Origin of the sequence: Klebsiella sp. CN_Kp088, from assembly GCF_040064335.1 — a bacterium.
GTDB classification, from domain to species: domain Bacteria; phylum Pseudomonadota; class Gammaproteobacteria; order Enterobacterales; family Enterobacteriaceae; genus Klebsiella; species Klebsiella aerogenes.
On sequence record NZ_JBEAIQ010000014.1, the window covers coordinates 91215 to 114671 of the forward strand.

The 23457-nt window shown below is 56.1% G+C and carries 26 protein-coding genes; 17 read left to right on the plus strand and 9 right to left on the minus strand.

What is annotated here, in order from left to right; all coding sequences use genetic code 11:
- Nucleotides 1–4 precede the first annotated feature (4 nt).
- From tauB to tauD, 3 genes are read left to right on the plus strand one after another with little or no spacing between them, the layout of a single operon-like run.
- Nucleotides 5–772 (plus strand): taurine ABC transporter ATP-binding subunit, encoded by a 768-nt coding sequence (gene tauB, locus ABLV08_RS04000; protein ID WP_015368106.1) that lies wholly within the window; start codon nucleotides 5–7, stop codon nucleotides 770–772.
- Nucleotides 769–1596: a taurine ABC transporter permease TauC gene (gene tauC / locus ABLV08_RS04005; protein ID WP_348855595.1), complete on the plus strand. Its 828-nt coding sequence runs from the start codon at nucleotides 769–771 to the stop codon at nucleotides 1594–1596. The genes tauB and tauC overlap by 4 nt, the downstream gene beginning before the upstream one ends.
- On the plus strand, nucleotides 1593–2444 hold the full coding sequence (gene tauD, locus ABLV08_RS04010) for a taurine dioxygenase (RefSeq protein WP_015704533.1): 852 nt from the start codon (nucleotides 1593–1595) through the stop codon (nucleotides 2442–2444). The genes tauC and tauD overlap by 4 nt, the downstream gene beginning before the upstream one ends.
- Before the next feature lie 4 nt (nucleotides 2445–2448).
- Here tauD and ABLV08_RS04015 read toward each other — a convergent pair whose 3' ends face one another.
- The 4 genes from ABLV08_RS04015 to ampH form a co-directional block, all read right to left on the minus strand.
- A complete protein-coding gene (locus tag ABLV08_RS04015) occupies nucleotides 2449–4149 on the minus strand; it encodes a GNAT family N-acyltransferase (protein ID WP_348855596.1) in 1701 nt (566 codons plus the stop codon).
- Between the two features lie 354 nt (nucleotides 4150–4503).
- A complete protein-coding gene (locus tag ABLV08_RS04020) occupies nucleotides 4504–4995 on the minus strand; it encodes a transposase (protein WP_072057578.1) in 492 nt (163 codons plus the stop codon).
- 203 nt (nucleotides 4996–5198) lie between these two features.
- On the minus strand, nucleotides 5199–6173 hold the full coding sequence (hemB, locus tag ABLV08_RS04025; RefSeq protein WP_063411063.1) for a porphobilinogen synthase: 975 nt from the start codon (nucleotides 6171–6173) through the stop codon (nucleotides 5199–5201).
- A 107-nt stretch (nucleotides 6174–6280) separates the two neighbouring features.
- Nucleotides 6281–7441 (minus strand): D-alanyl-D-alanine-carboxypeptidase/endopeptidase AmpH, encoded by a 1161-nt coding sequence (gene ampH / locus ABLV08_RS04030; protein WP_020079517.1) that lies wholly within the window; start codon nucleotides 7439–7441, stop codon nucleotides 6281–6283.
- 220 nt (nucleotides 7442–7661) lie between these two features.
- Between ampH and ABLV08_RS04035 the strand changes: the two genes are divergently transcribed.
- The 3 genes from ABLV08_RS04035 to ABLV08_RS04045 all read left to right on the plus strand — a co-directional run bounded on the left by ABLV08_RS04035 (nucleotide 7662) and on the right by ABLV08_RS04045 (nucleotide 10633).
- Nucleotides 7662–8174, plus strand: a complete 513-nt coding sequence (locus tag ABLV08_RS04035) for an isochorismatase family protein (RefSeq protein ID WP_162866914.1) — start codon at nucleotides 7662–7664, stop codon at nucleotides 8172–8174.
- A gap of 116 nt (nucleotides 8175–8290) precedes the next feature.
- Complete coding sequence (sbmA, locus tag ABLV08_RS04040; RefSeq protein ID WP_032712715.1) at nucleotides 8291–9511, plus strand: peptide antibiotic transporter SbmA; 1221 nt, start codon at nucleotides 8291–8293, stop codon at nucleotides 9509–9511.
- A gap of 18 nt (nucleotides 9512–9529) precedes the next feature.
- Nucleotides 9530–10633: a DUF1615 domain-containing protein gene (locus ABLV08_RS04045; protein ID WP_032712716.1), complete on the plus strand. Its 1104-nt coding sequence runs from the start codon at nucleotides 9530–9532 to the stop codon at nucleotides 10631–10633.
- On the opposite strand, the gene ABLV08_RS04050 is transcribed toward ABLV08_RS04045, so the two are convergent.
- Entirely contained in the window at nucleotides 10630–10935 is a 306-nt protein-coding gene (locus ABLV08_RS04050; protein ID WP_015368031.1) for a DUF2755 family protein, read from the minus strand. The two genes, ABLV08_RS04045 and ABLV08_RS04050, sit on opposite strands and share 4 nt — an antisense overlap.
- Nucleotides 10936–11177: 242 nt before the next feature.
- On the opposite strand from ABLV08_RS04050, the gene ABLV08_RS04055 reads away from it, so the two are divergent.
- Nucleotides 11178–11381, plus strand: a complete 204-nt coding sequence (locus ABLV08_RS04055; RefSeq protein ID WP_015368030.1) for a DUF2754 family protein — start codon at nucleotides 11178–11180, stop codon at nucleotides 11379–11381.
- Nucleotides 11382–11797: 416 nt separating this feature from the next.
- Here ABLV08_RS04055 and ddlA read toward each other — a convergent pair whose 3' ends face one another.
- The gene (gene ddlA, locus ABLV08_RS04060; RefSeq protein ID WP_015368029.1) at nucleotides 11798–12895 is read right to left on the minus strand and encodes a D-alanine--D-alanine ligase; all 1098 of its coding nucleotides are present in this window, start codon (nucleotides 12893–12895) and stop codon (nucleotides 11798–11800) included.
- A 302-nt stretch (nucleotides 12896–13197) separates the two neighbouring features.
- On the opposite strand from ddlA, the gene ABLV08_RS04065 reads away from it, so the two are divergent.
- From ABLV08_RS04065 to ABLV08_RS04080, 4 genes are all read left to right on the plus strand, one after another.
- Nucleotides 13198–14397: a multidrug efflux MFS transporter gene (locus ABLV08_RS04065; RefSeq protein WP_020079514.1), complete on the plus strand. Its 1200-nt coding sequence runs from the start codon at nucleotides 13198–13200 to the stop codon at nucleotides 14395–14397.
- Nucleotides 14398–14707: 310 nt separating this feature from the next.
- Nucleotides 14708–14968: an anti-adapter protein IraP gene (gene iraP, locus ABLV08_RS04070; protein WP_015368026.1), complete on the plus strand. Its 261-nt coding sequence runs from the start codon at nucleotides 14708–14710 to the stop codon at nucleotides 14966–14968.
- A 100-nt stretch (nucleotides 14969–15068) separates the two neighbouring features.
- The gene (gene phoA, locus ABLV08_RS04075; protein ID WP_015368025.1) at nucleotides 15069–16484 is read left to right on the plus strand and encodes an alkaline phosphatase; all 1416 of its coding nucleotides are present in this window, start codon (nucleotides 15069–15071) and stop codon (nucleotides 16482–16484) included.
- Between the two features lie 91 nt (nucleotides 16485–16575).
- Nucleotides 16576–16887 carry a PsiF family protein gene (locus tag ABLV08_RS04080; RefSeq protein WP_020079512.1) on the plus strand — a complete coding sequence of 104 codons (312 nt, stop codon included), beginning with the start codon at nucleotides 16576–16578 and terminating at the stop codon, nucleotides 16885–16887.
- 49 nt (nucleotides 16888–16936) lie between these two features.
- Here the strand turns inward: ABLV08_RS04080 and proC are convergent, their stop codons facing one another.
- Complete coding sequence (proC, locus tag ABLV08_RS04085) at nucleotides 16937–17746, minus strand: pyrroline-5-carboxylate reductase (protein WP_015704543.1); 810 nt, start codon at nucleotides 17744–17746, stop codon at nucleotides 16937–16939.
- 115 nt (nucleotides 17747–17861) lie between these two features.
- Here proC and ABLV08_RS04090 point away from each other — a divergent pair, with 115 nt between their 5' ends.
- Entirely contained in the window at nucleotides 17862–18320 is a 459-nt protein-coding gene (locus tag ABLV08_RS04090) for a YaiI/YqxD family protein (RefSeq protein ID WP_015368022.1), read from the plus strand.
- Here the strand turns inward: ABLV08_RS04090 and ABLV08_RS04095 are convergent.
- Nucleotides 18317–19024 carry a DUF2076 domain-containing protein gene (locus ABLV08_RS04095; protein ID WP_020079511.1) on the minus strand — a complete coding sequence of 236 codons (708 nt, stop codon included), beginning with the start codon at nucleotides 19022–19024 and terminating at the stop codon, nucleotides 18317–18319. The genes ABLV08_RS04090 and ABLV08_RS04095 overlap by 4 nt on opposite strands.
- Nucleotides 19025–19358: 334 nt before the next feature.
- On the opposite strand from ABLV08_RS04095, the gene aroL reads away from it, so the two are divergent.
- The 4 genes from aroL to ppnP all read left to right on the plus strand — a co-directional run bounded on the left by aroL (nucleotide 19359) and on the right by ppnP (nucleotide 21447).
- Entirely contained in the window at nucleotides 19359–19883 is a 525-nt protein-coding gene (aroL, locus tag ABLV08_RS04100) for a shikimate kinase AroL (protein ID WP_032707531.1), read from the plus strand.
- Between the two features lie 71 nt (nucleotides 19884–19954).
- Nucleotides 19955–20146 (plus strand): YaiA family protein, encoded by a 192-nt coding sequence (locus tag ABLV08_RS04105; RefSeq protein WP_015368019.1) that lies wholly within the window; start codon nucleotides 19955–19957, stop codon nucleotides 20144–20146.
- A 251-nt stretch (nucleotides 20147–20397) separates the two neighbouring features.
- Nucleotides 20398–21075, plus strand: a complete 678-nt coding sequence (locus ABLV08_RS04110) for an AroM family protein (RefSeq protein ID WP_015704547.1) — start codon at nucleotides 20398–20400, stop codon at nucleotides 21073–21075.
- An 87-nt stretch (nucleotides 21076–21162) separates the two neighbouring features.
- A complete protein-coding gene (gene ppnP / locus ABLV08_RS04115) occupies nucleotides 21163–21447 on the plus strand; it encodes a pyrimidine/purine nucleoside phosphorylase (protein ID WP_015368017.1) in 285 nt (94 codons plus the stop codon).
- 54 nt (nucleotides 21448–21501) lie between these two features.
- Here ppnP and rdgC read toward each other — a convergent pair whose 3' ends face one another.
- Nucleotides 21502–22413 carry a recombination-associated protein RdgC gene (gene rdgC / locus ABLV08_RS04120; RefSeq protein ID WP_015368016.1) on the minus strand — a complete coding sequence of 304 codons (912 nt, stop codon included), beginning with the start codon at nucleotides 22411–22413 and terminating at the stop codon, nucleotides 21502–21504.
- A 91-nt stretch (nucleotides 22414–22504) separates the two neighbouring features.
- Between rdgC and mak the strand changes: the two genes are divergently transcribed.
- Entirely contained in the window at nucleotides 22505–23410 is a 906-nt protein-coding gene (gene mak / locus ABLV08_RS04125; RefSeq protein ID WP_348855597.1) for a fructokinase, read from the plus strand.
- Nucleotides 23411–23457 lie beyond the last annotated feature (47 nt).

The following is a 23457-nucleotide window of genomic DNA, read 5'->3' on the forward strand; positions in this document are numbered from 1 at the left end:
TCTGATGCTGCAAATCTCGCATCTTTCCGCTGATTATGGCGGTAAACCAGCGCTGGCGGATATCAACCTGACGCTGGACAGCGGCGAACTGCTGGTGGTGCTGGGCCCCTCCGGCTGCGGCAAAACCACGCTGCTGAACCTGATTGCCGGATTCGTGCCTTACCAGCACGGCAGCATCACTCTCGAAGGCCGTCGCATCGACGGGCCGGGCGCCGATCGCGGCGTGGTGTTTCAAAATGAAGGTCTGCTGCCGTGGCGCAACGTGCTGGATAACGTCGCGCTGGGATTACAGCTGGCGGGAGTTGAAAAGACCCGACGCCGGGAAATCGCCGCGCAAATGTTGAAAAAAGTCGGCCTGCAGGGGGCGGAAAAGCGCTTTATCTGGCAGCTTTCCGGCGGCCAGCGCCAGCGTGTCGGTATTGCGCGCGCGCTGGCGGCGGATCCGCAGCTTCTGCTGCTGGATGAGCCCTTCGGCGCGCTGGATGCCTTTACTCGCGAGCAAATGCAAACCCTGCTGCTGCGCCTGTGGCATGAAACCGGCAAGCAGGTGCTGTTGATTACCCACGATATCGAAGAAGCGGTATTTATGGCCAGCGAGCTGGTGCTGCTGTCTCCGGGGCCGGGGCGGGTGCAGGAACGCCTGCCGCTGGAGTTTGGCCGCCGTTTTGTCGCCGGTGAATCCTGCCGCAGCATTAAATCGGATCCGCAATTTATCGCCCAGCGCGAATATGTGCTTAGCAGGGTGTTCGAACAACGGGAGGCTTTCTCATGAGCGTGGTCCTCAATGATAAACCGCGCCAGCGCGCGCTGAAATGGCGCTGGCCGCTTTCACGGCAGCTGACCCTTAGCGTAGCGACGCTGGCAGTATTGCTGGCTATCTGGTGGGCGGTGACCGCGTTGCAGCTGATTAGCCTGTTGTTTTTACCCTCGCCGTGGCAGGTATTGCAGAAGCTACTGACCATTGCCGGGCCGCAAGGCTTTATGGACGCGACCCTGTGGCAGCATCTGGCGGCGAGCCTGACGCGTATCGCCATCGCGCTGGTACTGGCGGCGATCGTTGGCGTACCGGTGGGGATCGCCATGGGATTGAGCCCAACGGTACGCGGGATCCTCGACCCGCTGATCGAACTGTATCGTCCGGTACCGCCGCTGGCGTGGCTGCCGCTGGTGATCATCTGGTTCGGCATTGGCGAAACGCCGAAAATCTTACTGATCTATCTGGCTATTTTCGCTCCGGTAGTGATGTCGACGCTGGCGGGGGTTAAAAGCGCGCAGCAGGTCCGCGTTCGCGCCGCACAGTCTTTAGGGGCCAGTCGCGCTCAGGTGCTGTGGCTGGTGATCCTGCCGGGCGCGCTGCCGGAAATTCTCACCGGCCTGCGCATTGGCCTTGGCGTCGGTTGGTCGACGCTGGTGGCGGCGGAGCTGATTGCCGCCACTCGCGGCTTAGGTTTTATGGTGCAATCCGCCGGTGAATTCCTGGCGACCGATGTGGTGTTAGCCGGGATCGCGGTGATTGCGATAATCGCATTTGTTCTGGAACTGGGACTGCGCGCGTTGCAGCGCCGCCTGACGCCCTGGCATGGAGAAGTACAATGAGTGAACGTCTGAGCATTACCCCGTTGGGACCGTATATTGGCGCGCAGGTGGCCGGAGCCGATTTGACCCGTCCGTTAAGCGACAATCAGTTTGAGCAGCTATACCACGCGGTGCTGCGCCATCAGGTGGTGTTCCTGCGCGAGCAAAATATCACCCCGCAACAGCAGCGCGATCTGGCGTTACGTTTTGGCGATTTGCATATCCATCCGGTCTATCCGCATGCGCCGGGCGTGGATGAAATTATCGTGCTGGATACCCATAACGATAATCCGCCGGACAACGATAACTGGCATACCGACGTGACCTTTATCGACACGCCGCCGGCGGGGGCGATTCTGGCGGCGAAGGAGTTACCTTCTACCGGCGGCGATACCCTGTGGACCAGCGGTATTGCCGCCTGGGAAGCGCTCTCTGAACCGTTTCGCCAGCTGTTGAGCGGGTTACGCGCGGAGCACGATTTCCGCAAATCGTTCCAGGAGTACAAGTACAACAAGACGGAAGCGGAGCATCAGCGCTGGCGCGAGGCGGTGGCGAAGAACCCGCCGCTGTTGCACCCGGTGGTACGTACCCATCCGGTAACCGGTAAGCAGGCGCTGTTTGTCAATGAAGGGTTTACCACCCGCATTGTGGATGTCAGCGAGAAAGAGAGCGAGGCGCTGCTGAATTTCCTGTTTGCTCACGTCACAAAACCGGAGTTCCAGGTGCGCTGGCGCTGGCAGCCGAACGATGTGGCGATTTGGGATAACCGAGTGACGCAGCATTACGCCAACGCCGACTATCTGCCGCAGCGGCGCATCATGCACCGCGCGACAATTCTTGGCGATAAGCCGTTCTACCGGGCGGGATAAACGGCTAGAGATGCGCGCCGATGTAGCGCTGGTAGCGGTTGGCTTTCAGGTAGGTTAAATCCACCAGCACCAGCCCATCGACGCAGTGATTAAAGTCCGGGTCGCTGCCGAAATCGATAAACTGTACGCCGCCCGGCTCGCACACTTCCGAGTACTGTTTATACAGCGGCGGGATGCCGCAGCCGAGGTTGCCGAGCAGGGACTTCAGCCACGTCAGGTCTTCGGTGTAATCCTCGCCGCCAAACTGCGCCAGCACCTCGGGTAGCGAAGCTGGGTAGGGGCGACGGGATTTGGCCAGCGGATGCGTCGCCGGAAACCATAAGCGGTAGAAGGCGACCAGCAAATCGCGGGCATCTGGCGGCAAGCCGCCGGAAATCGAGACCGGGCCAAAAAGATAGCGATAGTGCGGATTACGCGCCAGCCAGGCGCCGATGCCTGACCAGAGATAATCCAGCCCGCGGCGCCCCCAGTAGCGCGGTTGAATGAAGCTGCGCCCCAGTTCAATTCCGTGCTGCAGAATATCGTCCATCCGCGCGTCGTAGTGGAACAGGCTGTAGCTGTAGATGCCCTCCAGTCCCCGTTTCTCCAGTTGCATGGCGGTAGGCATAAAACGGTAGGCGCCGACGATCTCCAGATCCTCTTCATCCCATAAAATCAGGTGCAGATAGTCATCATCGTAGCTATCAATATCGCGGCGTTTGCCGCTGCCTTCGCCGACCGCCCGGAAAGCGATCTCCCGCAGACGGCCCAGTTCGCGCAGCAGCGGCGCCTCTTCCTGGCCGTTGCGCTGCCACAGATAAATCAGCTTACCGTCCGCGGTTTTGCCCAGACATTCGGTTTTTGCCAGCTCGCGTTTGAGCAGCGCGCGGTCTTCCGGGCGGGCGATCGCGCTTTCGCTTTTAAACAGGCCGGGGTGTCCTTTACCGAGGAGCTCGACGTGGCGGTAGCAGCGGTCCGCCAGTTCGCGGGCGGAAAGCGGCGGCTGATGCCACGATGACCACGCGATTTGCTGGCCAATGCGTAACGGCAAGCTGCTATCGCGGCGGCGAAACATCTGCTGCATTAACAGCAGCAGCGGCAGATTCTCGGAGAGCAGGGTGCTGGCGTAGAACAGCGGGCTGTTGTGGGCGCGGATCCACGCCGGCAGCAGCGGCGCGCGGTATTTTGCCGCCAGCTTGATGAAGCCGGGATGCCATTTTTTATCACGGATGCCGCGGCGGGTCAGACGCGAGACTTCCCCCGCCGGGAAGAAGATCAGCACGCCGCCCTGCTGAAGCTGTTGGTCCATCTGCTGCAGCGCTGCTTTGGCGGTACGGCCGTTGATATTATCCACCGGAATAAACAGCGAGCTCAGCGGTTCAAGATGGGTCAGCATGCGGTTAGTGACGACTTTGACATCGCGACGCACGCGGGAGACCGCATAGAGCAGAGCGAGACCATCGAGCGTGCCGGTCGGATGGTTGGCGATAATCACCAGCGGGCCATGTTCGGGGATTTGTTCGAGGTCATGCGCCGGAATAGCGCAACGGATATTGAGATGTTCGAGGACCTGTTCGACCGTATCCAGTCCTTTCAGGTGACGATGGCGGGCGGCAAATTGCTGGAACTCTTCTTCATGCAGAAGCTTTTTCAACACCTTTTTCTGCCAGGGGGCGGGCCTCGCCTGAGGCCACAGGTCATCGAGAACGTTGTCGAGACTAAACATAGTGACTCCTCCTCTGTCCTGCTCAGACAGTAGAAGGCGCAGATGTCGTTCAGATTACAATTCGGTGAAGATTCGGTCTCAGCAGGCGAGGTTTCCCGGATAGCGGCTCACGCCTTATCCGGGCTACGGTTTGGCATTTGGTTGGTAGCCCCGGTAAGCGTCAGCGCTACCGGGGAGGATCTCCGGATAGCGGCTTACGCCTTATCCGGGCTACGATTTGGCATTTGGTTGGTAGCCCCGGTAAGCGTCAGCGCCACCGGGGAGGATCTCCGGATAGCGGCTTACGCCTTATCCGGGCTACGGTTTGGCATTCGGTCGGGAGCCCCGGTAAGCGTCAGCGCCACCGGGGAGGGGCTATCGGCGTTCGCCGCAGCTAAGTTCAAAGCTTTCGCCAGCCCAGTTTGCAGGATATAGCCCGCGTTGGACATCTCGATGAAAGGTTGAAAATGGCCAATCTATAACCTGCGTAACCCAACCATGTTTTAATGGATTGATATGTATGTAATCAACATGGCGGCGATAATCTTCTTCATCACGTATAGCATGCTCCCAGAAGCGAGGTTGCCAGATATGTTGTCGTTTTAGTGTTCTGCTAAAGCAGCCTTTGATATCGCGCCAGCGTGAAGAAAAATCGTCATCATTATTGGGAAGTGTCCAGATACAGTGGAGATGTTCAGGCAATACCACCCAGGCATTAATGATAAAAGGGCGACGTTGTTTTACAACGGAGATGGAGTAGCGAAATAATTCAATTCTTTCAGTCAGAAGCCTGCTTCTACGGTCTTTCAAATTAACGGTAAAGAACCAGGTTCCCCCATTGATGTAATAGCGTCGATAAGCAACCACAGCTTCTTCGGGTAGGCAGCGTTTATAATGTGATTTAAGACGTTAAAGGAGAAGAGAAGGTTCGCCAAGGAGCCATCACGGAAGATGGAAAACGGCACGCAAAATCTGATTCCCGGATAGCGGCTTGCGCCTTATCCGGTCTACGATTTGGCATTTGGTTGGTAGCCCCGGTAAGCGTCAGCGCTACCGGGGAGAGGGAAGGTTTAACGCAGGATTTTTTTCTCGGCCAGATCGAGGGCGAAATAGCTGAAGATCAGGTCCGCGCCCGCGCGTTTAATTGCGCCAAGGCTTTCCAGCACCACTTTCTCTTCGTCGATTGCGCCAGCCTGCGCGGCAAATTTGATCATCGCGTACTCGCCGCTGACCTGATAAGCGCCGAGCGGCAGGTCGGTGCGCTCGCGGATATCACGCAGGATATCCAGATAGGCGCCGGCCGGTTTCACCATCAGGCAGTCCGCGCCCTGGGCTTCATCGAGCAGCGACTCGCGAATTGCTTCGCGACGGTTCATTGGGCTCATCTGGTAGGTCTTACGATCGCCTTTCAGCGCGGTACCGGCGGCTTCACGGAACGGGCCGTAGAACGATGACGCGAATTTGGTCGAGTAAGACATAATCGCGGTATTGGTAAAGCCCGCGGCATCGAGCGAACGGCGGATCGCTTGCACCTGACCGTCCATCGCGGCGGATGGCGCGATGAAATCAGCGCCGGAGGCCGCGGCGACCACCGCCTGCTTACCGAGATTTTCCAGAGTCGCATCGTTATCGACGCCGTGCTCGCACAGCACGCCGCAGTGGCCGTGCGAGGTGTATTCGCAGAAGCAGGTATCGGACATGACGATCATTTCCGGCACCGCCTGTTTGGCGATACGGGTCATCCGCGCCACCAGACCGTTTTCGTTCCAGGTATCGCTACCGGTCGCGTCGGTATGATGGGAGATGCCAAAAGTCATCACTGAACGAATACCGGCGTTGGCGATGCGCTCAATTTCGCGCGCCAGATGTTTTTCCGGAATACGCATGACGCCAGGCATCGCTTCGATGGCTTTGTAATCGTCAATTTCTTCTTCAACAAAGATCGGCAACACCAGGTCGTTCAAACTCAGTGTTGTCTCTTCAAACATGGCGCGCAGCGAGGCGGATTGACGCAGGCGGCGTGGGCGAGTGATTAAATCTGTCATGGTTTGCCTGATTTTGTGAAATGAAAGAAGGTAGTGTACCGCAAACGACAGCGGGATGTTTCGCCAAAACGATCCTTAACAATCAGTGGCAAAACATCCCGCAACGATTACTGGCTGGCGGTTTCCATATTCGGCTGCACGCCGCTTAAGGCGCTGACGAGATCGTTGACGCCGTCGCTCATGGCGCTGAAACGGGTTAACGCGGAACGGGTCACCACCACGAAGACCCCGACGTTTGCCTGCGGGTTCATCGCCATATAGGTAATAAATCCGCCGCCGCCGCCGGTTTTCTGAATAATGCCCGGATGGCCGTTTTTCGGCTTCATGTACACCCAGCCCAGACCCAGCGCATCGGCTTTACCCGGTACATCCATGCCGATCACTCTGGTGAGCTGGGTACGTTGATAAATCAGCGTCTGCATGCGATCGGCCTGCTGGCCGCGGGTATAGAAATCTGAAGAGAGGAACTGCTGCATCCAGCGCATCATATCGCCCGGCGTCGAATACACGCCGCCGCTGCCGATGGCCGCGAGGGTGTTATTACACGGGCTGGCGCCTTTCTCCGCCACCATCAGGCGCTGACACTGGTCCGGCGATGGGGTGAAGGTGGTGTCCTTCATGCCGAGCGGACGGGTGATTTGTTCCTCAAACAGCTGCGGGTAAGGCTTACCGGCGGCGGTCGATAGCGCATCGGCCAGCAGGTCGAAGGCCAGGTTGGAATAGGCCGCCTGCGAACCCGGCGTGGTTTTAAGTGTAGCCGTCGACAGCCAGTTCCAGCGCTGCTGGCGGGTCGGCCAGACGAAAACCGGGCGATGCGCCGCGCCGCCGGGCTGCTCGCGCGGCAGGGCGCTGGTGTGGGTCGCGAGGTTGACCAGCGTAATCGGTACGCCCTGGTAGGTTGGTACCCGTGCGCCAGGCGGCGCGTATTTGCTCAACGGATCGTCAAGCTTAACCACGCCCTGATCGAGGAGTTTCACCAGCATTTCACTGGTCATCAGCTTACTCAGAGAGGCGATACGGATAACGGAATCCAATTGTGGATGCTGATTGTTACCGGGGCGCGTTTCGCCGAAGCTGCGGAATACGCGCTGATTGCCGTCGATAACCACCATCGCCATGCCGGTGGCGCCGCTGCCGTAATAGATATGTTCGGCGAAGCGGTCGACCACATCAGAAGTAAATACCGGATCAACGCTCGGCTGAACCGCCTGGGCTGAGGTCCACGACGCCGCGCACAGCGCAGCAAAAATGAGCAAACTACGTTTCAACGGAGGCATCCATCGTTTATTAGGGGAATATACAATGTATTTATACTACGAAGTCGCAGCGAACAAAGTGGGAATAACGACAATATTCACAGAAAAGCGTAACGGTGCGTAAAAATGACTTTTTTCCGCTTTCAGATATCTGCTTTTCCGCCTGACGCGTATGATTAAGCTCTTATTCATCTTATAAAAGAGAGTGGTGATGGCATCTCAACGGGTTCTGATGGTAGTGGATATGCAAAACGGCGTATTCGAGACGCCGCGTGTCGATCGCGAACGCTGCGTGGCGCAAATCAATCGCCTGATTCACGCCGCCGATAGCGTTATTTTCATTCAGCACGCTGAAGCGGGTGGGCTGGAAGAGGGAAGCGAGGGGTTTGCGCTGCTGCCTGAACTGGCGCAACCCACCGGGGCGCGCTACGTCACCAAAACGGCCTGCGATGCGTTTTATAAAACCGAACTTGAACAGGTGCTGCGCGAGAGCGGAACTCACGCTTTTGTTATCTGCGGCTGCGCGACCGATTATTGCGTCGATACCACCATCAAAAACGGCGCCAGCCGCGGCTACGCTATCACCATCGCCGAAGATGCCCATACCACCGCCAACCGCGCCGCCGCCGAGGCCAAAACGCTGATCGCTCACTATAACGAGGTGTGGCGGACTTTCACCCTTCCCGATAATCCATTACGCGTGAAACCCGTAGAAACAATTCTTGCCGAATGGCAGACGAACTAAGTCGCTGATATCCGGTCTCATCATGGGTCCGCTTTACTTCGGCGCCGCGCGTTGCGGCGGGCGTACGTGTGGTACACAGCAAAAACAGAACGATAAGAAGTTAGCAGGAGAGTACGATGTTTAAAGCTTTTTTCCCCAAACCGGGGCCGTTTTTTATTTCTGCCTTTATCTGGTCGCTGCTGGCGGTGATCTTTTGGCAGGCGGGCGGCGGCGACTGGCTGCTGCGGATAACCGGCGCATCGCAAGATGTCGCCATCAGCGCGGCGCGGTTCTGGTCGCTCAACTATTTGGTATTTTACGCGTATTACCTGTTCTGCGTCGGCGCCTTTGCGCTGTTCTGGTTTATCTATAGCCCGCATCGCTGGCAATACTGGTCGATTCTCGGCACCTCGTTGATTATTTTTGTCACCTGGTTTTTGGTGGAAGTTGGGGTGGCGATCAACGCCTGGTATGCGCCGTTCTATGATTTGATTCAGAGCGCGCTGGCCACGCCGCACAAGGTCAGCATCAGTCAGTTCTACAACGAGATTGGCATTTTTCTCGGCATCGCGCTGATTGCGGTGGTGATTGGCGTGCTGAATAACTTCTTCGTCAGCCACTATGTGTTCCGCTGGCGTACCGCGATGAACGAACACTATATGGAACACTGGCAGCATCTGCGCCATATTGAAGGTGCAGCTCAGCGTGTGCAGGAAGACACCATGCGCTTCGCCGCGACGCTTGAAGACATGGGCGTAAGCTTTATTAATGCGGTCATGACGCTGATCGCCTTCCTGCCGGTGCTGGTTTCGCTGTCGGCGCATGTGCCGGACCTGCCGATCGTTGGTCATTTACCGTATGGACTGGTGATCGCCGCTATTGTGTGGTCGCTAATGGGAACCGGGCTGCTGGCGGTGGTCGGGATCAAGCTGCCGGGCCTGCAATTTAAAAACCAGCGGGTAGAAGCCGCCTATCGTAAAGAGCTGGTGTATGGCGAGGATGACGCCAACCGCGCCACGCCGCCGACCGTGCGCGAACTGTTCAACGCGGTGCGCCACAACTACTTCCGTCTCTATTTCCACTATATGTATTTCAATATCGCCCGTATTCTTTACCTGCAGGTGGATAACGTTTTCGGCTTGTTCCTGCTGTTTCCGTCGATTGTCGCCGGTACGATTACGCTCGGCCTGATGACCCAGATCACCAACGTGTTCGGCCAGGTACGCGGCTCGTTCCAGTATCTGATAAGTTCGTGGACCACGTTGGTGGAACTGATGTCCATCTATAAACGTTTGCGCAGCTTTGAGCGCGAACTGGATAACAAAGGGCTGCAGGAAGTCTCTTCAACCGTTAATTAATGAATGCAAGGAAGGTTTATGGCGCAGGTTTCTCGCGGTGTTTCACTCTCTTTTACGCTGCTGGCCGGGTTGGTGCTGAGCGCCTGTACCAGCCAGCAGGCGCCTAAGTTGAAAGAAGGCGAGAAGCCGGTGGATGTTGCCGCCGTGGTGCGGCAAAAAATGCCCGCCAGCGTCAAAGACCGCGAGGCCTGGGCCCAGGCGATTGCCAAAACCTTTGACAGCCAGAAGCTGGCGCCGACGGAAGAAAACGTCTGTTCGGTGCTGGCGGTCGCGCAGCAGGAATCAAACTATCAGGCCGATCCGGCGGTGCCGGGCCTGAATAAAATCGCCTGGCAGGAAATTGACCGCCGGGCGGAAAAAATGCATATCCCGTTATTTCTGGTGCATACCGCGCTGAAAATCACCTCACCAAACGGTAAAAGCTACAGCGATCGCCTGGATAACGTCAAAACGGAAAAACAGCTGAGCGCGATTTTTGATGACTTCATTGGCATGGTGCCGATGGGCCAGAAGCTGTTCGGCTCTCTCAACCCGGTGCATACCGGTGGGCCAATGCAGGTAAGCATCGCCTTTGCCCAGCAGCACACCGATGGTTATCCGTGGAAAATGGACGGCACCGTGCGCCAGGAGGTTTTCAGTCTACGTGGCGGGTTGTGGTTCGGCACCTATCATCTGCTCAACTACCCGGCTAACTACAGCGTGCCGCTGTACCGCTTTGCTGATTTCAATGCCGGTTGGTATGCCAGCCGTAATGCCGCCTTCCAGAATGCGGTGGTTAAAGCCACCGGCGTTAAGCTGGCGCTCGATGGCGATCTTATTCGTTATGACAGCGATGAACCCGGAACGACTGAGCTGGCGGTGCGCCGTTTAGCCGGGCAGTTGGGGATGAGCGATAGCGATATCCATCGTCAACTGAAGAAGGGTGACAGCCTGGCGTTTGAAGAGAGCGATTTGTATAAGAAAATATTCAAAATCGCCGAGAAAAAGGCCGGGAAAACACTTCCGCGCGAGATGTTGCCAGGGATCCAACTGGAAAGCCCGAAAATCACCCGCAATCTCACCACCGCGTGGTTTGCTAAGCGGGTCGACGATCGCCGCGCCAGCTGTATGGCGCGTCGTTAACGGTTATGGTACCAGCGCAGGATAAGCCCCAGCGCGCCGACCAGCAGGCTACCAAACAGGAACGGAATTAAACCGAACAGGGTACCGACGCCGAGCCCAATTTCAATACGCGGGCGGTTGGTATCCTGAATCTGAATGAGATGTTCGAATACGCCAGGCGCGTGTACCAGCATGCTCAACATTTGCGCGCCGGCCCAGATGCACAGCAGAACAAAAAGCGCGTAGGCAATGTTACCGCTGGTGACCGATACCTTCTTTTTGTTGCTCCCCATCAGCGTCTTTGAAAACGTAAATTCAGCCATATAAACCTCCGCAACACCTGTTCCGCTGGTTTTCCCCCAGCTCTATAGACAGGAATTCTGGCAGCGGCGGGCGTTTCCCTGTATCAGATTGCTGGTAATTTCTGCCAGGAATAATCCTGTTTTGACAAAACTGTCGGCGGGCCCGCATTGCACAAAAGGGAGAGCGGTTTCGCATTGTGCGAACAATCTTGTTGGCGCGGCGGGCGGCTATGCGATGATGTTTTTTTTCTGCAGGAGTCGTTATGAAGCTGACCGACAAAATCCGCCGTGACTGGCACTACTACGCGTTCGCGCTGGGGTTAATTTTTATTTTGAATGGCGTGGTGGGGCTGTTGGGGTTTGACGCGCAGGGGTGGCAATCATATGCCGTCGGTCTGGCGACGTGGGTCGTGAGCTTCTGGCTGGCGGGATTTGTTATTCGCCGCCGTCCGGCAGAAGAGGCGTAATATCCCCGGCAAGACGTGGTAGTTATTATTATCGGTTTGCGATCGTTTCGACCTGGAAAAACGGTTGTTCTGTGCTGTTTCCAGGCACATTGCGCTCCTGATAATTCTTCTGCGTTATGTCTCTCATGGCGCAGGGAGCGCACAGAGGGCGGCCAGTCGCCGCCGCCCTCTGTACTCCCGGGCTCTGGCCGCCAAAATCGCCACTTCGTGGTTCCTTCGACTTATCCCTTCAGGCTTCGGGTCGGGCCGAGGCAGCGTCCGTGCAAAACACGGCCCTCAGCCCGCATCCATGCGGGCTGCCCCGGCCTTCCGGGAACGTCTCAGCGATTTTGAGGCCACCAACGGCGGCAGTTTCAGCAGCCACGGATAAAGAGGTAGCCCGGGTAAGGCGGTACGCCGCTACCCGGGAAAGAGGCTTAGTTCATTGAGGTTTTCAGCGCGCGGTCGGCGGCGTGGCGCTCCAGCGCCAGCTCGATCAGGCGGCTTATCAGGCTGGTGTAATCCAGGCCGCTGGCCTGCCACAGCTTCGGATACATGCTGATGTTGGTAAAGCCAGGCAGCGTGTTGATTTCGTTGATCACCACCTCGTTATCTTCCGTCAGGAAGACGTCCACGCGGGCCATTCCGCTGCAGCCGAGCGTTTGGTAAGCACGGACGGCGATATCGCGGATTTTGTCGTTGATCTCCGGGGCGATGGCTGCCGGAACCACCACCTGCGCGCCTTTGTCATCAATGTACTTGGTATCGTAGGCATAGAATTCGCTATTGAGAACGATCTCCCCGCAGGTGCTGGCCTGAGGATAATCATTGCCCAGCACCGCGCACTCGATTTCACGGCCCTTAATCCCTTGTTCAACTACCACTTTATGGTCGAATTCAAAGGCTAACGCGACGGCCTGCAGGTACTCTTCTTCGCTCTTCACTTTGCTGACGCCGACGGAAGAACCCTGGTTCGCTGGCTTCACGAACAGCGGTAACCCCAGCTTCGCTTTGACATCGGCAAAGCTGAACTGCTGGCGGTTGGCGCGAGTCAGAGTGATGAACGGCGCAATTGACAGACCGGCATCGCGAAGCAGGCGTTTAGTGACGTCTTTATCCATGCAGGCGGCGGAGCCCAGCACATCGGATCCGACGAACGGCAAATTCGCCATCCGCAGCATCCCCTGTAGCGAACCATCTTCGCCAAGGGTGCCGTGAACAATCGGGAAGATAACGTCGATGGCCGCCAGCGGCTGGCCGCTATCGGCGTTGATCAACTGATGGGCATCGCGACCGGGAATTTGCGCCAGCGTCACGTCCGATGGGCGCAGCGCGATATGGGCGGGATCCTGCGGGTTCAGCAGATAGTTGCTGGCATCGTTAATATGCCAAAGCCCCTGTTTATCGATTCCCAGCAGCACAACATCAAAGCGCGTTTTATCAATTGCTTCGACGATATTTTTGGCTGACTGCAGCGACACTTCATGTTCTGCCGACTTACCGCCAAAAACGATCCCAACCCTCATTTTAGCCATTTCAACTTCCATCCTGATTACATCAAAACACATAACATAGCATGTGTTTTAGCGAGATGGCTGCCTGAATCTTTACCCTATGCTGCAGAGGGTTAAATGCTGCGCATTCGTCGCTATCCGCCGATGTGCCTCAGCACATCGCACTGACGAGAATGCGGTTATCTTCGATTATGTTTGTCTACTCCGCGGTCAGGGCGATAAAACACCAAACTCGCGGCATGCGCATCTCTGGTGCTACGTGCGGAGACGGAAATTGCTAAGCTAGGTAATAATTAACGAAACACTAATGAATACGCGTAGTTATGGAATCCTGGAAGGTTAATCTCATTTCTGTCTGGTTCGGCTGTTTTTTCACCGGACTCGCCATCAGTCAAATTCTGCCCTTCTTACCGCTGTATGTCTCTCAGTTGGGCGTTACCTCACATGAAGCGCTGTCGATGTGGTCGGGCTTGACCTTTAGCGTCACCTTCCTGGTGTCGGCGATTGTCTCGCCGATGTGGGGGAGCCTGGCAGACCGCAAAGGGCGCAAACTGATGCTGCTGCGCGCCTCCCTTGGCATGGCGATAGCGATTTTGCTACAGGCTTTTGCGACCAACGTTTGGCAGCTTTTTATTTTGCGTGCGGTAATGGGGCTAACCTCAGGCTATATACCCAACGCCATGGCGCTGGTGGCCTCGCAGGTGCCGCGTGAACGCAGCGGTTGGGCGCTAAGTACGCTCTCGACGGCGCAGATAAGTGGTGTGATCGGTGGCCCGCTGCTTGGCGGTTTTCTTGCCGACCACGTCGGCCTGCGGGCGGTATTTTTCATTACCGCGATTTTACTGACGGTCAGCTTCCTCGTGACCTTGTTTCTGATTAAAGAGGGCGCCCGGCCGCAAATGAGCAAAGCTGAACGCCTGAGCGGTAAAGCAGTCTTTGCTTCATTGACCCATCCGGGGCTGGTGATTAGCCTGTTTTTCACCACCCTGGTTATCCAGTTGTGTAACGGCTCTATCGGGCCGATTCTGGCGTTATTTATCAAGTCGATGGCGCCGGATAGTAACAACATCGCGTTTCTTGCGGGGATGATTGCCGCCGTACCGGGGATTTCGGCGTTGATTTCCGCGCCTCGGCTGGGGAAACTCGGCGATCGTATCGGGACGTCGCGTATTCTGCTGGCGACGTTATGTTGCGCGGTGGTGATGTTCTTTGCGATGTCGTTCGTGACTTCGCCGCTGCAGCTCGGGGTATTGCGCTTCCTGCTGGGCTTTGCCGACGGTGCGATGTTACCGGCGGTCCAGACGCTGCTCTTGAAATACTGCAGCGATAACGTCACCGGGCGTATTTTCGGTTATAACCAGTCATTTATGTATCTGGGTAATGTCGCCGGGCCGCTCATTGGCGCTTCGGTCTCGGCAATGGCGGGTTTCCGTTGGGTGTTTATTGCCACTGCGTTGATTGTCCTGATTAATATCTGGCAACTGGCGATTATGTTACGCCGAAGCCGCCGCGCGGCCGTTTAAATAAAAATATTGGGCGCTCATAAGAGCGCCTTATATTAATCAGCTGATATAGCTATTAACCATTACCTTTAGTTATCCTTAAATAGTGCGACGTATATTCCATTTTATTATTTACTATTAAATTTGGTTATAGAATTATCTTTTAGCTATTAATTATAGGAGCATTCCCTTTGTTGCCTGGCGGTAATAAAAACGTTTCGCTGAATATTATTGCAGGAATAACCCTATTATTTGAAAATAATTCTGGTATCGATATGCCGATGTATGACATAACTAGGCCATTATGGATGTTGCTTAAGGATAATGCGTAATGAAAAATCTCATTGCTGAGCTGTTGGTCAATCTGGCGCAAAAAGAAGAAGAGGCAAAAGAGCTGACGGTACAGGTTGAGGCGCTGGAAATTGTCGTCACCGCGTTGCTGCGCCATATGGCTGAGGATGCGCAGCAACGTTTGATTCAGGATATCGAAACCGCCATGGAGCAGGTCAAGCCCGGGCCGCTGGTGGACGACCGTGACACCCAGCTTCTGCAGCAATATATAAAAAAGCTGCTCCGGCATCCTCGTAACTAATCATGTGACCAGTAAGGATGCTGTCATTTTTCTGTCACACCACTTTTATAAAGTCTCCCTCGTTTTGTTTTTTAAGTATTTTTTACATGGAGACGACAAAGTGAAATTATCTGCCCTCTTTATTGCCCTGTTACCGCTGCTGGCTCCCCCGGTTATTCATGCACAAACAACTTCTTCGCCGGTGCTGGAAAATCGCGCGGCGCAGGGCGATATCACGACCCCAGGCGGGGCGCGCCGTTTAACGGGCGATCAGACCGAAGCGCTGCGCGCTTCGTTAATCAATAAGCCGGCGAAAAATATTATTTTGCTCATTGGCGATGGCATGGGTGATTCAGAAATTACCGCCGCACGAAATTATGCCGAAGGCGCCGGCGGTTTCTTTAAAGGTATTGATGCCCTGCCGCTGACGGGCCAATACACCCATTATTCTCTGGATAAAAAAACCGGCAAGCCGGATTACGTGACGGATTCCGCCGCTTCGGCAACCGCGTGGACCACCGGCGTGAAAAGCTATAACGGCGCGCTGGGCGTTGATATCCACGAAAAAGATCATCAGACCATCCTTGAGCTGGCGAAAGCCGCGGGTCTTGCCACCGGCAATGTCTCGACGGCTGAACTGCAGGATGCGACGCCGGCGGCGCAGGTGGCCCATGTGACCTCGCGTAAATGCTATGGCCCTAGCGTGACCAGCGAAAAATGCGCCAGCAACGCGCTGGAAAAAGGCGGCAAGGGCTCTATCACCGAACAACTGCTGAATGCCCGTCCGGATGTCTCTTTAGGCGGCGGGGCGAAGACCTTTGCTGAAACGGCGACCGCAGGGGAGTGGCAGGGGAAAACCCTGCATGAGCAGGCGGTCGCTCGCGGCTATCAGATTGTGACCGACGCCGCTTCACTCGCCGCTATCAGCGAAGCAAATCAGGGTAAACCACTGCTCGGTCTGTTCTCCGACGGCAATATGCCGGTGCGGTGGGAAGGCCCGAAAGCCTCTTATCACGGCAATATCGACAAACCGCCGGTAACCTGTACCCCAAATCCGAAACGCGATGCTTCCGTACCGACGCTGGCGCAGATGACCGAAAAAGCGATTGATCTCCTTAGCCGCAACGAGAAAGGTTTCTTCCTGCAGGTTGAGGGGGCGTCTATCGATAAACAGGACCACGCGGCAAACCCTTGCGGCCAGATTGGCGAAACCGTCGACCTCGATGAAGCGGTACAGAAAGCGCTGGAGTTTGCCAAAAAAGAGGGTAATACCCTGGTGATCGTCACCGCAGATCACGCCCACTCCAGCCAGATTATCCCGGCAGACACGAAAGCGCCGGGCCTGACCCAGGCGCTGACGACCAAAGATGGCGCGGTAATGGTGATGAGCTATGGCAACTCTGAAGAAGAGTCGATGGAACACACCGGCACCCAACTGCGAATTGCCGCCTATGGCCCGCATGCGGGCAACGTGGTGGGTCTCACCGACCAGACCGATCTGTTTTACACCATGAAAGACGCGCTGGGCCTGAAATAACCCGCGGCCGGTAATGAATTTACGTTACCGGCTGGTTTTTTTGCTGATAGCGACCAGACTTACAGGGATCCACTAACAGAGGGATGGTGTGATGAAAATAACATTTCTGGTAACCCTACTTTTTGGTTTGGTCTTTGTTGCCGCGGTGAGTGCCGCAGATAAAACGTTAACGCCTCAGCAGCAGAAAATGAGCGCATGTAATACCGAAGCGGCGTCAAAGTCGCTGAAGGGGGATGAACGTAAAACCTTTATGAGCAATTGCCTGAAGAAAGATGCGCCAGCGGCCGGCAAGACGCTGACGCCTCAACAGCAGAAGATGAGCGCTTGTAGCAAAGAAGCGTCGTCGAAATCGCTGAAGGGTGACGATCGTAATAAGTTTATGAGTACCTGCCTGAAGAAATAAGATGACGGGTGGGGCGGTGGCGCCTCACCCGTAGTCTCTTTCAGGCTTATCAGGAACGACTCAGTTGCTCTGATTTTTCCATACACTTCGCCATCGCTTCGATAACGGCGGAACGGAAACCTTTCTCTTCCAGTACGCGAACCGCTTCAATGGTGGTGCCGCCTGGCGAGCAGACCATATCTTTCAGCGCGCCCGGATGTTCGCCGCTTTCCAGTACCATCTTCGCTGACCCCATGACCGCCTGCGCGGCGAATTTATAGGCCTGCGCGCGCGGCATACCGCCGAGAACGGCGGCATCGGCCATGGCTTCGATAAACATAAAGACGTAAGCTGGCGCGGAACCGCTGACGCCAACCACTGGATGAATCATTGGTTCGGCGATGGTTTCCGCCTGGCCGAAGCAACGGAAAATGGTTAACACCTCGGCGATCTCTTCCGTGCTGACCAGCGCGTTTGGCGTCACGGAGGTCATCCCAGCGTTCACCAGCGACGGGGTGTTCGGCATGGCGCGAATAATTTTGCGATCGTGGCCCAACGCGCGCGCCAGCTGATCCAGCGTGACGCCTGCGGCTATCGAGACCACCAGCGAATCTTTGTTCAGACTGGAAGCGATATCGCTTAACACCTTGGTCATGATCCCCGGCTTCACCGCGCCGAAGACGATATCGGCGACCTGAGCGACTTCCTGCGCGCTTTCCGCCGCATTAATACCGTACTGGTCATGCAGGGCGGCAACTTTGTCCGGCGATGGGGTATAGACCCAAATTTGCGCCGGTTGCACTTGTCCGCTGGCGATCAGGCCGCCGAGAATGGCTTTACCCATGTTGCCGCAGCCGATAAAGCCAATTTTCTTATCCATTACCTTTCCCCTCTGCATTTTTCGTTACGATCTCACTAGCTTATCATCCTGGCGCTTTTCTGGGGGAGAAAAGCAGGCGACAATGTCGCAACCTTTGCCGACGACAGGAGCCGAAATGGCGATTTGGGTAGATGCGGACGCGTGTCCGAATGTCATTAAAGAAATTTTGTTCCGCGCCGCCGAACGCACGCAGACGCCGCTGACGCTGGTCGCCAACCAGTCGCTGCGGGTTCCGCCGTCGCGCTACGTCCGCGCGCTACGGGTGGCGCAGGGTTTTGATGTTGCCGATAACGAGATTGTCCGTCTCTGTGAACCGGGCGATTTGGTGATCACCGCTGACATCCCGCTGGCGGCGGAAGTGCTGGCGAAAGGAGGTGCGGCGCTGAATCCGCGCGGCGAGCGCTACAGTGAGGCGACCATTCGCGAGCGCCTGACGATGCGTGATTTTATGGAGACGATGCGGGCCAGCGGCGTACAGACCGGCGGCCCGGATAGTTTATCGCAGCGCGATCGGCAGTTATTCGCCGCCGAGCTGGAGAAGTGGCTGCTTGCGGTTAAACGCCAGCAGGATTAAACCCAGCTGTCATCATCGCTACCGAAATCATCGTCATTGCCGAAGCCGGCGTCGAAATCGGAGTCGAAGGTATTATTGTCCGCCAGGAAAGGGTCGTCCTGCTGGCGGAACGGATCCTCGGCGGCGTTATTATCCAGCGTCGGGCTGACATCTTGTTGCTGCTGCGGCTGCTGTTCATCGATGATGTTCACAATCTCCTGCGGATGTGAACCACTGAACATATTGGTCAGCATATTGCCCAGCACCACGCCGCCTGCCACCCCGGCCGCGGTTTGTAGTGCGCCCGCCATAAAGCCGCCGCCGCTGCGGCCTGCCGCCTGCGGGGCATAGTTTTGCTGTGGCGCATACTGCGGTTGCGCGTTATTCGTCTGCGGGCGGCCATATTGCTCGGCTCCTGGGATCGGATCGGCGCCGCGGGACTGGCCGCCACCGAACAGGCCCGACAGGAAACCGCCGCTGCTCGGTTTTGCCGCCTGCAGCTGGCTAACCTGCGCCTCCAGCGCCTGAATGCGGTCGTTAAGCTGTTTGATCGCCGCTTCCTGAATCAGGATAGTTTGCGCCATATAGTATGGGGCCGCCGGCTGTTGGGTTACGTGCTGGGCAATCCGCTCCTCGGCGCTGGCGTCGCGCGATGCGCTGTGCGTCTCGGCCTCTTTTAAACGGGAAAACAGGCCATCAATAAGGCGTTGTTCTTCAGATTGCATGATACATTCCTCTGTCACACGGGTCATTTACCGTCAGAGTGCGACGGTCTGCCGGTGTTGTAAATATATTGCAGCGTAAAGCTGTGCAGAAATGTGTTACCGTTTACGGCAAACGATGGATAAAAAATAATCCTTCGCCTTTAAGTAAAGCTGGCATAACACTAAATGCAATGATAAGTTTACATGCGGAATCCATTCAAACTCTGTGGTAAATAGGGTTCCCTAAAAAATGTAACGATTATTTTACGGTTATCGTGGCAGACATTTGCAGGTATCATGGCGTACTTTTCGCCTTTATTTCTCCGCGACACGCGGAACCAGGGGGTCTTCGGTAATGACACAACCAATTTTTCTCATCGGGCCGCGAGGCTGCGGTAAAACGACGATCGGCCATGCCCTGGCGCGCGCGCTGCATTTCCAGTTTTCCGATACCGATCATCGTTTACAGGCCCATGAGAAACGCACGGTAGCGGAAATCGTGCAGAAAGAGGGCTGGGAGCGCTTTCGTGAACTGGAGACGCTGTCGCTGAAGGCCGTTACGCTGCCGGATACGGTGATTGCGACCGGCGGAGGAATTATTCTCGCTGAACGCAATCGTCTGTTTATGCGTGAAAACGGCATTGTGATTTATCTGCAGGCTTCTGTTAACGCCTTGATTGAGCGGCTGGAAGCTTATCCGCAGGCGGAACAACGCCCAACGCTGACCGGTAAGCCTGTCCGTGAGGAAGTCGGCGAAGTGCTGGCGCAACGGGAGGCCCTGTACCGCGAAACCGCCCATCATACCGTAGACGCCACCGCGACGCCGGATGCGGTGGTTGAACAGATTATGACCATGCTGTGCGATGTGACGGTAAGTTAGGATTTTACCTGGGTCAGGAAAGAAAGCGGGGCCTATACTTAATTGTTCTGACAGCCGAAAAAGGAAGAACAATGCCAAACAGACCTCCTTATCCGAGACAAGCCCGCGTTGTCGCCGTTGAAAAAGGCGCCGCGGGTCAGACGGTCACCTGGTATCAGCTGCGTGCGGATTACCCGACACCCGATTCGCTGATCAGCGAGCATCCCTCCGAGCAGGAAGCGTTAGACGCCAAACGGCGTTACGAAGATCCCGAGAAAACCTAATCCCCCGGCCCGGTTTGCGTCATGAAGATGGCAATACCGGGCCCAGCTCACATTTTTAATTCATCAATGGTACTAATGAATACCTAACACACGGATTTTTCAGGAGCGACTCTGAAGCTTCTGGAATCTTTACATTCCGCAGCGGCGCTGAGCTGCTACGCTTCTCGACGGTTGATTTTTACTCACCAGGGGGGCGGATGTCGTGTGTGAAAAGCCTGTGTTGAAGCAGTGGTAGTGAAAAGGTACATGATATGAGTGCAACGATGGCAATTTTGACCATTGGCGTGGCGCCGGTGGCGGAAGTTTTGCCGCTGTTAACCGAACATATCAGGGAAGAGCAGATCACCCATATTAGCCTGTTAGGTAAAATGACGCGTGAAGACGTTATGGAAGATTATGCCGTGGAATCCGGCGACCAGGGGCTGCTGACCTTACTTAATGATAACCAACTGGTGGAAGTCTCCCGCCAAAAGGTGGAGCGCGATCTGCGCTGCGTTATCGAGATGCTGGATCGGCAGGAATATGATGTCATTCTTCTTCTCAGTTCCGAACAGTTGAGCGGCCTGGCGACGCACAACGCTATCCTTCTTGAGCCTGAACGGATTATTCCGCCGCTGGTGGCCTCGATCGTCGATGGCCATCAGGTGGGCGTGATTGTACCCGTTGAAGAAGTCTTGCCTCTACAGCGGCAAAAGTGGCTCACTTTAGAAAATACGCCTTATTATGCGCTGGCGAACCCGATGGGCGGCAGCGACAGCGATCTGCTGGATGCAGGAAGAGGTTTAGTCGAACAGGGGGCGGATGTACTGGTGCTCGACTGTCTTGGCTATCATCAGCATCACCGCGACGTATTACAAAAGGCGCTGGATGTCCCGGTATTATTGTCAAATGTGCTGGTTTCGCGACTGGCGGCAGAACTATTAGTTTAACCCGACGTTATCGATTAATTTTGCGTGACAGGGGCAAGGAGCGCCCCCTATATTGAAGCTTCAACCAACGATGATAAGGTCTTGTTTATGCTTCAAAGCAATGAGTATTTTTCAGGGAAAGTGAAATCTATCGGCTTCACCAGCAGCAGTACCGGCCGCGCCAGCGTTGGGGTGATGGCAGAGGGTGAATACGCCTTTGGCACCGCCCAGCCGGAAGAGATGACCGTGGTCAGCGGTGCGCTGAACGTGCTGTTGCCGGGTGAAACTGAATGGAAAGTTTACGCGGCAGGCGAAGTGTTTAACGTGCCGGGTAATAGCGAATTCCACCTGCAGGTGGCGGAACCGACTTCCTACCTGTGCCGTTATCTGTAATTTAAGCGCCTTCCTGCCGCGTCCACTTTCCGGGCCCGGCAGGAAGGTGGCGCGTTAGCGCTGGGCTTCGCCGCCCAGTCCTTCAACCAGGCTTTGAATCAATGCCGCCAGTTCGCCGGTCATCAAGATAAAGTCGGCGTCAAAACGCTGCGCAAAATCTTCGCGGTCAATATCTTCATTCTGGTCACGTAATTCGTCGCAGAACTTCAGACGTTTAATCGATGCGTCGTCGCAGATCACAAACTGGATACGCTGCTGCCAGTCGAGCGCCAGTTTGGTGACCACTTTACCCGCTTCGATATGTACGGCGATCTCATCGCTCACCAGATCCTGTTTCTTCGCGCGGATCACGCCGCCATCTTCCAGCATCGCTTTCAATTCGGCTTCGTCAAGCAGCTGGAAGCCCTGAGCCACGCTACCGGAGCGCACCCATTCGGTCAGCGTCAGCTCGATCGGATTTTCCAGCGTCAGCGGCACTACAGGCAGCGAGCCCAGCGTTTTACGCAGCAGCGCCAGCGTATCTTCCGCTTTCTTCGCGCTAGCGCAGTCCACCATAATCAGGCCGTTGACGGTATCGATCCACATCATCGTCTGGCTGAAGCGGCTAAAGGCGCGCGGCAGCAGCGAGTGTAGAACTTCATCTTTCAGCGAGTCTTTTTCCGTTTTCTTCAGCTTGCGGCCCTGATCGGCTTCGAGCTTGAGGATCTTTGCTTCCAGCGCCTGTTTGATCACCGGAGACGGCAGGATCTTTTCTTCTTTACGGGCGCAGATAACGATCTGGCCGTTTGCCGTATGCGTCAGCGCGTCGCTGTGCGATCCCATCGGCGATACCCAACCGGTTTTCGCCATATCCTGGCTGCCACAAGGGGTAAATGTCAGCTCGGCCAGCTGTTTTTCCATCTCTTCGGCGCGTAATTCGATATCGCGGCTCAGACGGTAAACCATTAAATTTTTGAACCACAGCATGATAATTTCCACGGCTTTGTCGTTAAATCAGGCGGGCATGATAGCGAATTGTCGCTATGCTTGCATTGTTAATCGGGGTGAGGAGCAGACTGTGCGTATTGGTATTGATTTAGGTGGAACAAAAACAGAAGTTATCGCCCTGAGTGAGCAGGGCCAGCAGTTATTTCGCCACCGCTTGCCAACCCCGAGGGAGGATTATCGCCAGACCATCGAGACGATTGCCGCGCTGGTGGAGATGGCCGAGCAGGCGACCGGGCAGCGCGGCACCGTCGGTATGGGCATCCCCGGCTCGATTTCGCCGTATAGCGGGGTGGTGAAAAACGCCAACTCGACCTGGCTGAACGGCCAGCCCTTCGATAAAGATCTCAGCCTGCGCCTCAATCGTGAGGTCCGGCTTGCCAACGACGCCAACTGCCTGGCGGTTTCGGAGGCGGTCGATGGCGCGGCCGCGGGTGCGCAAACCGTGTTTGCGGTAATTATCGGTACCGGCTGCGGCGCGGGGGTGGCGTTGAACGGGCGCGCGCATATCGGCGGCAATGGCTCCGCCGGCGAATGGGGGCACAACCCGCTGCCGTGGATGGATGATGATGAGCTGCGCTATCGTCAGCAAGTGCCTTGTTACTGCGGCAAGCAGGGGTGTATTGAAACCTTTATTTCCGGCACCGGCTTCGCCACCGACTATCAGCGGCTAAGCGGAAAACCGTTAACCGGCAGCGAGATTATGCGCCTGGTGAGTGAAGGTGACGAAAAGGCCGAACTGGCGCTGCGCCGCTACGAACAGCGGCTGGCGAAATCGCTGGCGCATGTGGTGAATATCCTCGACCCGGATGTCATTGTGTTAGGCGGCGGGATGAGCAATGTCGAACGCCTGTATCAAACGGTACCGGGGCTGGTGAAGCAGTGGGTGTTCGGTGGAGAATGCGAGACGCCGATTCGCCGGGCGATGCACGGCGATTCCAGCGGCGTACGCGGCGCGGCATGGCTGTGGCCGCTGTGATCTCATTCCCTCTCCCCTGTGGGGAGAGGGTTAGGATGAGGGGAAGA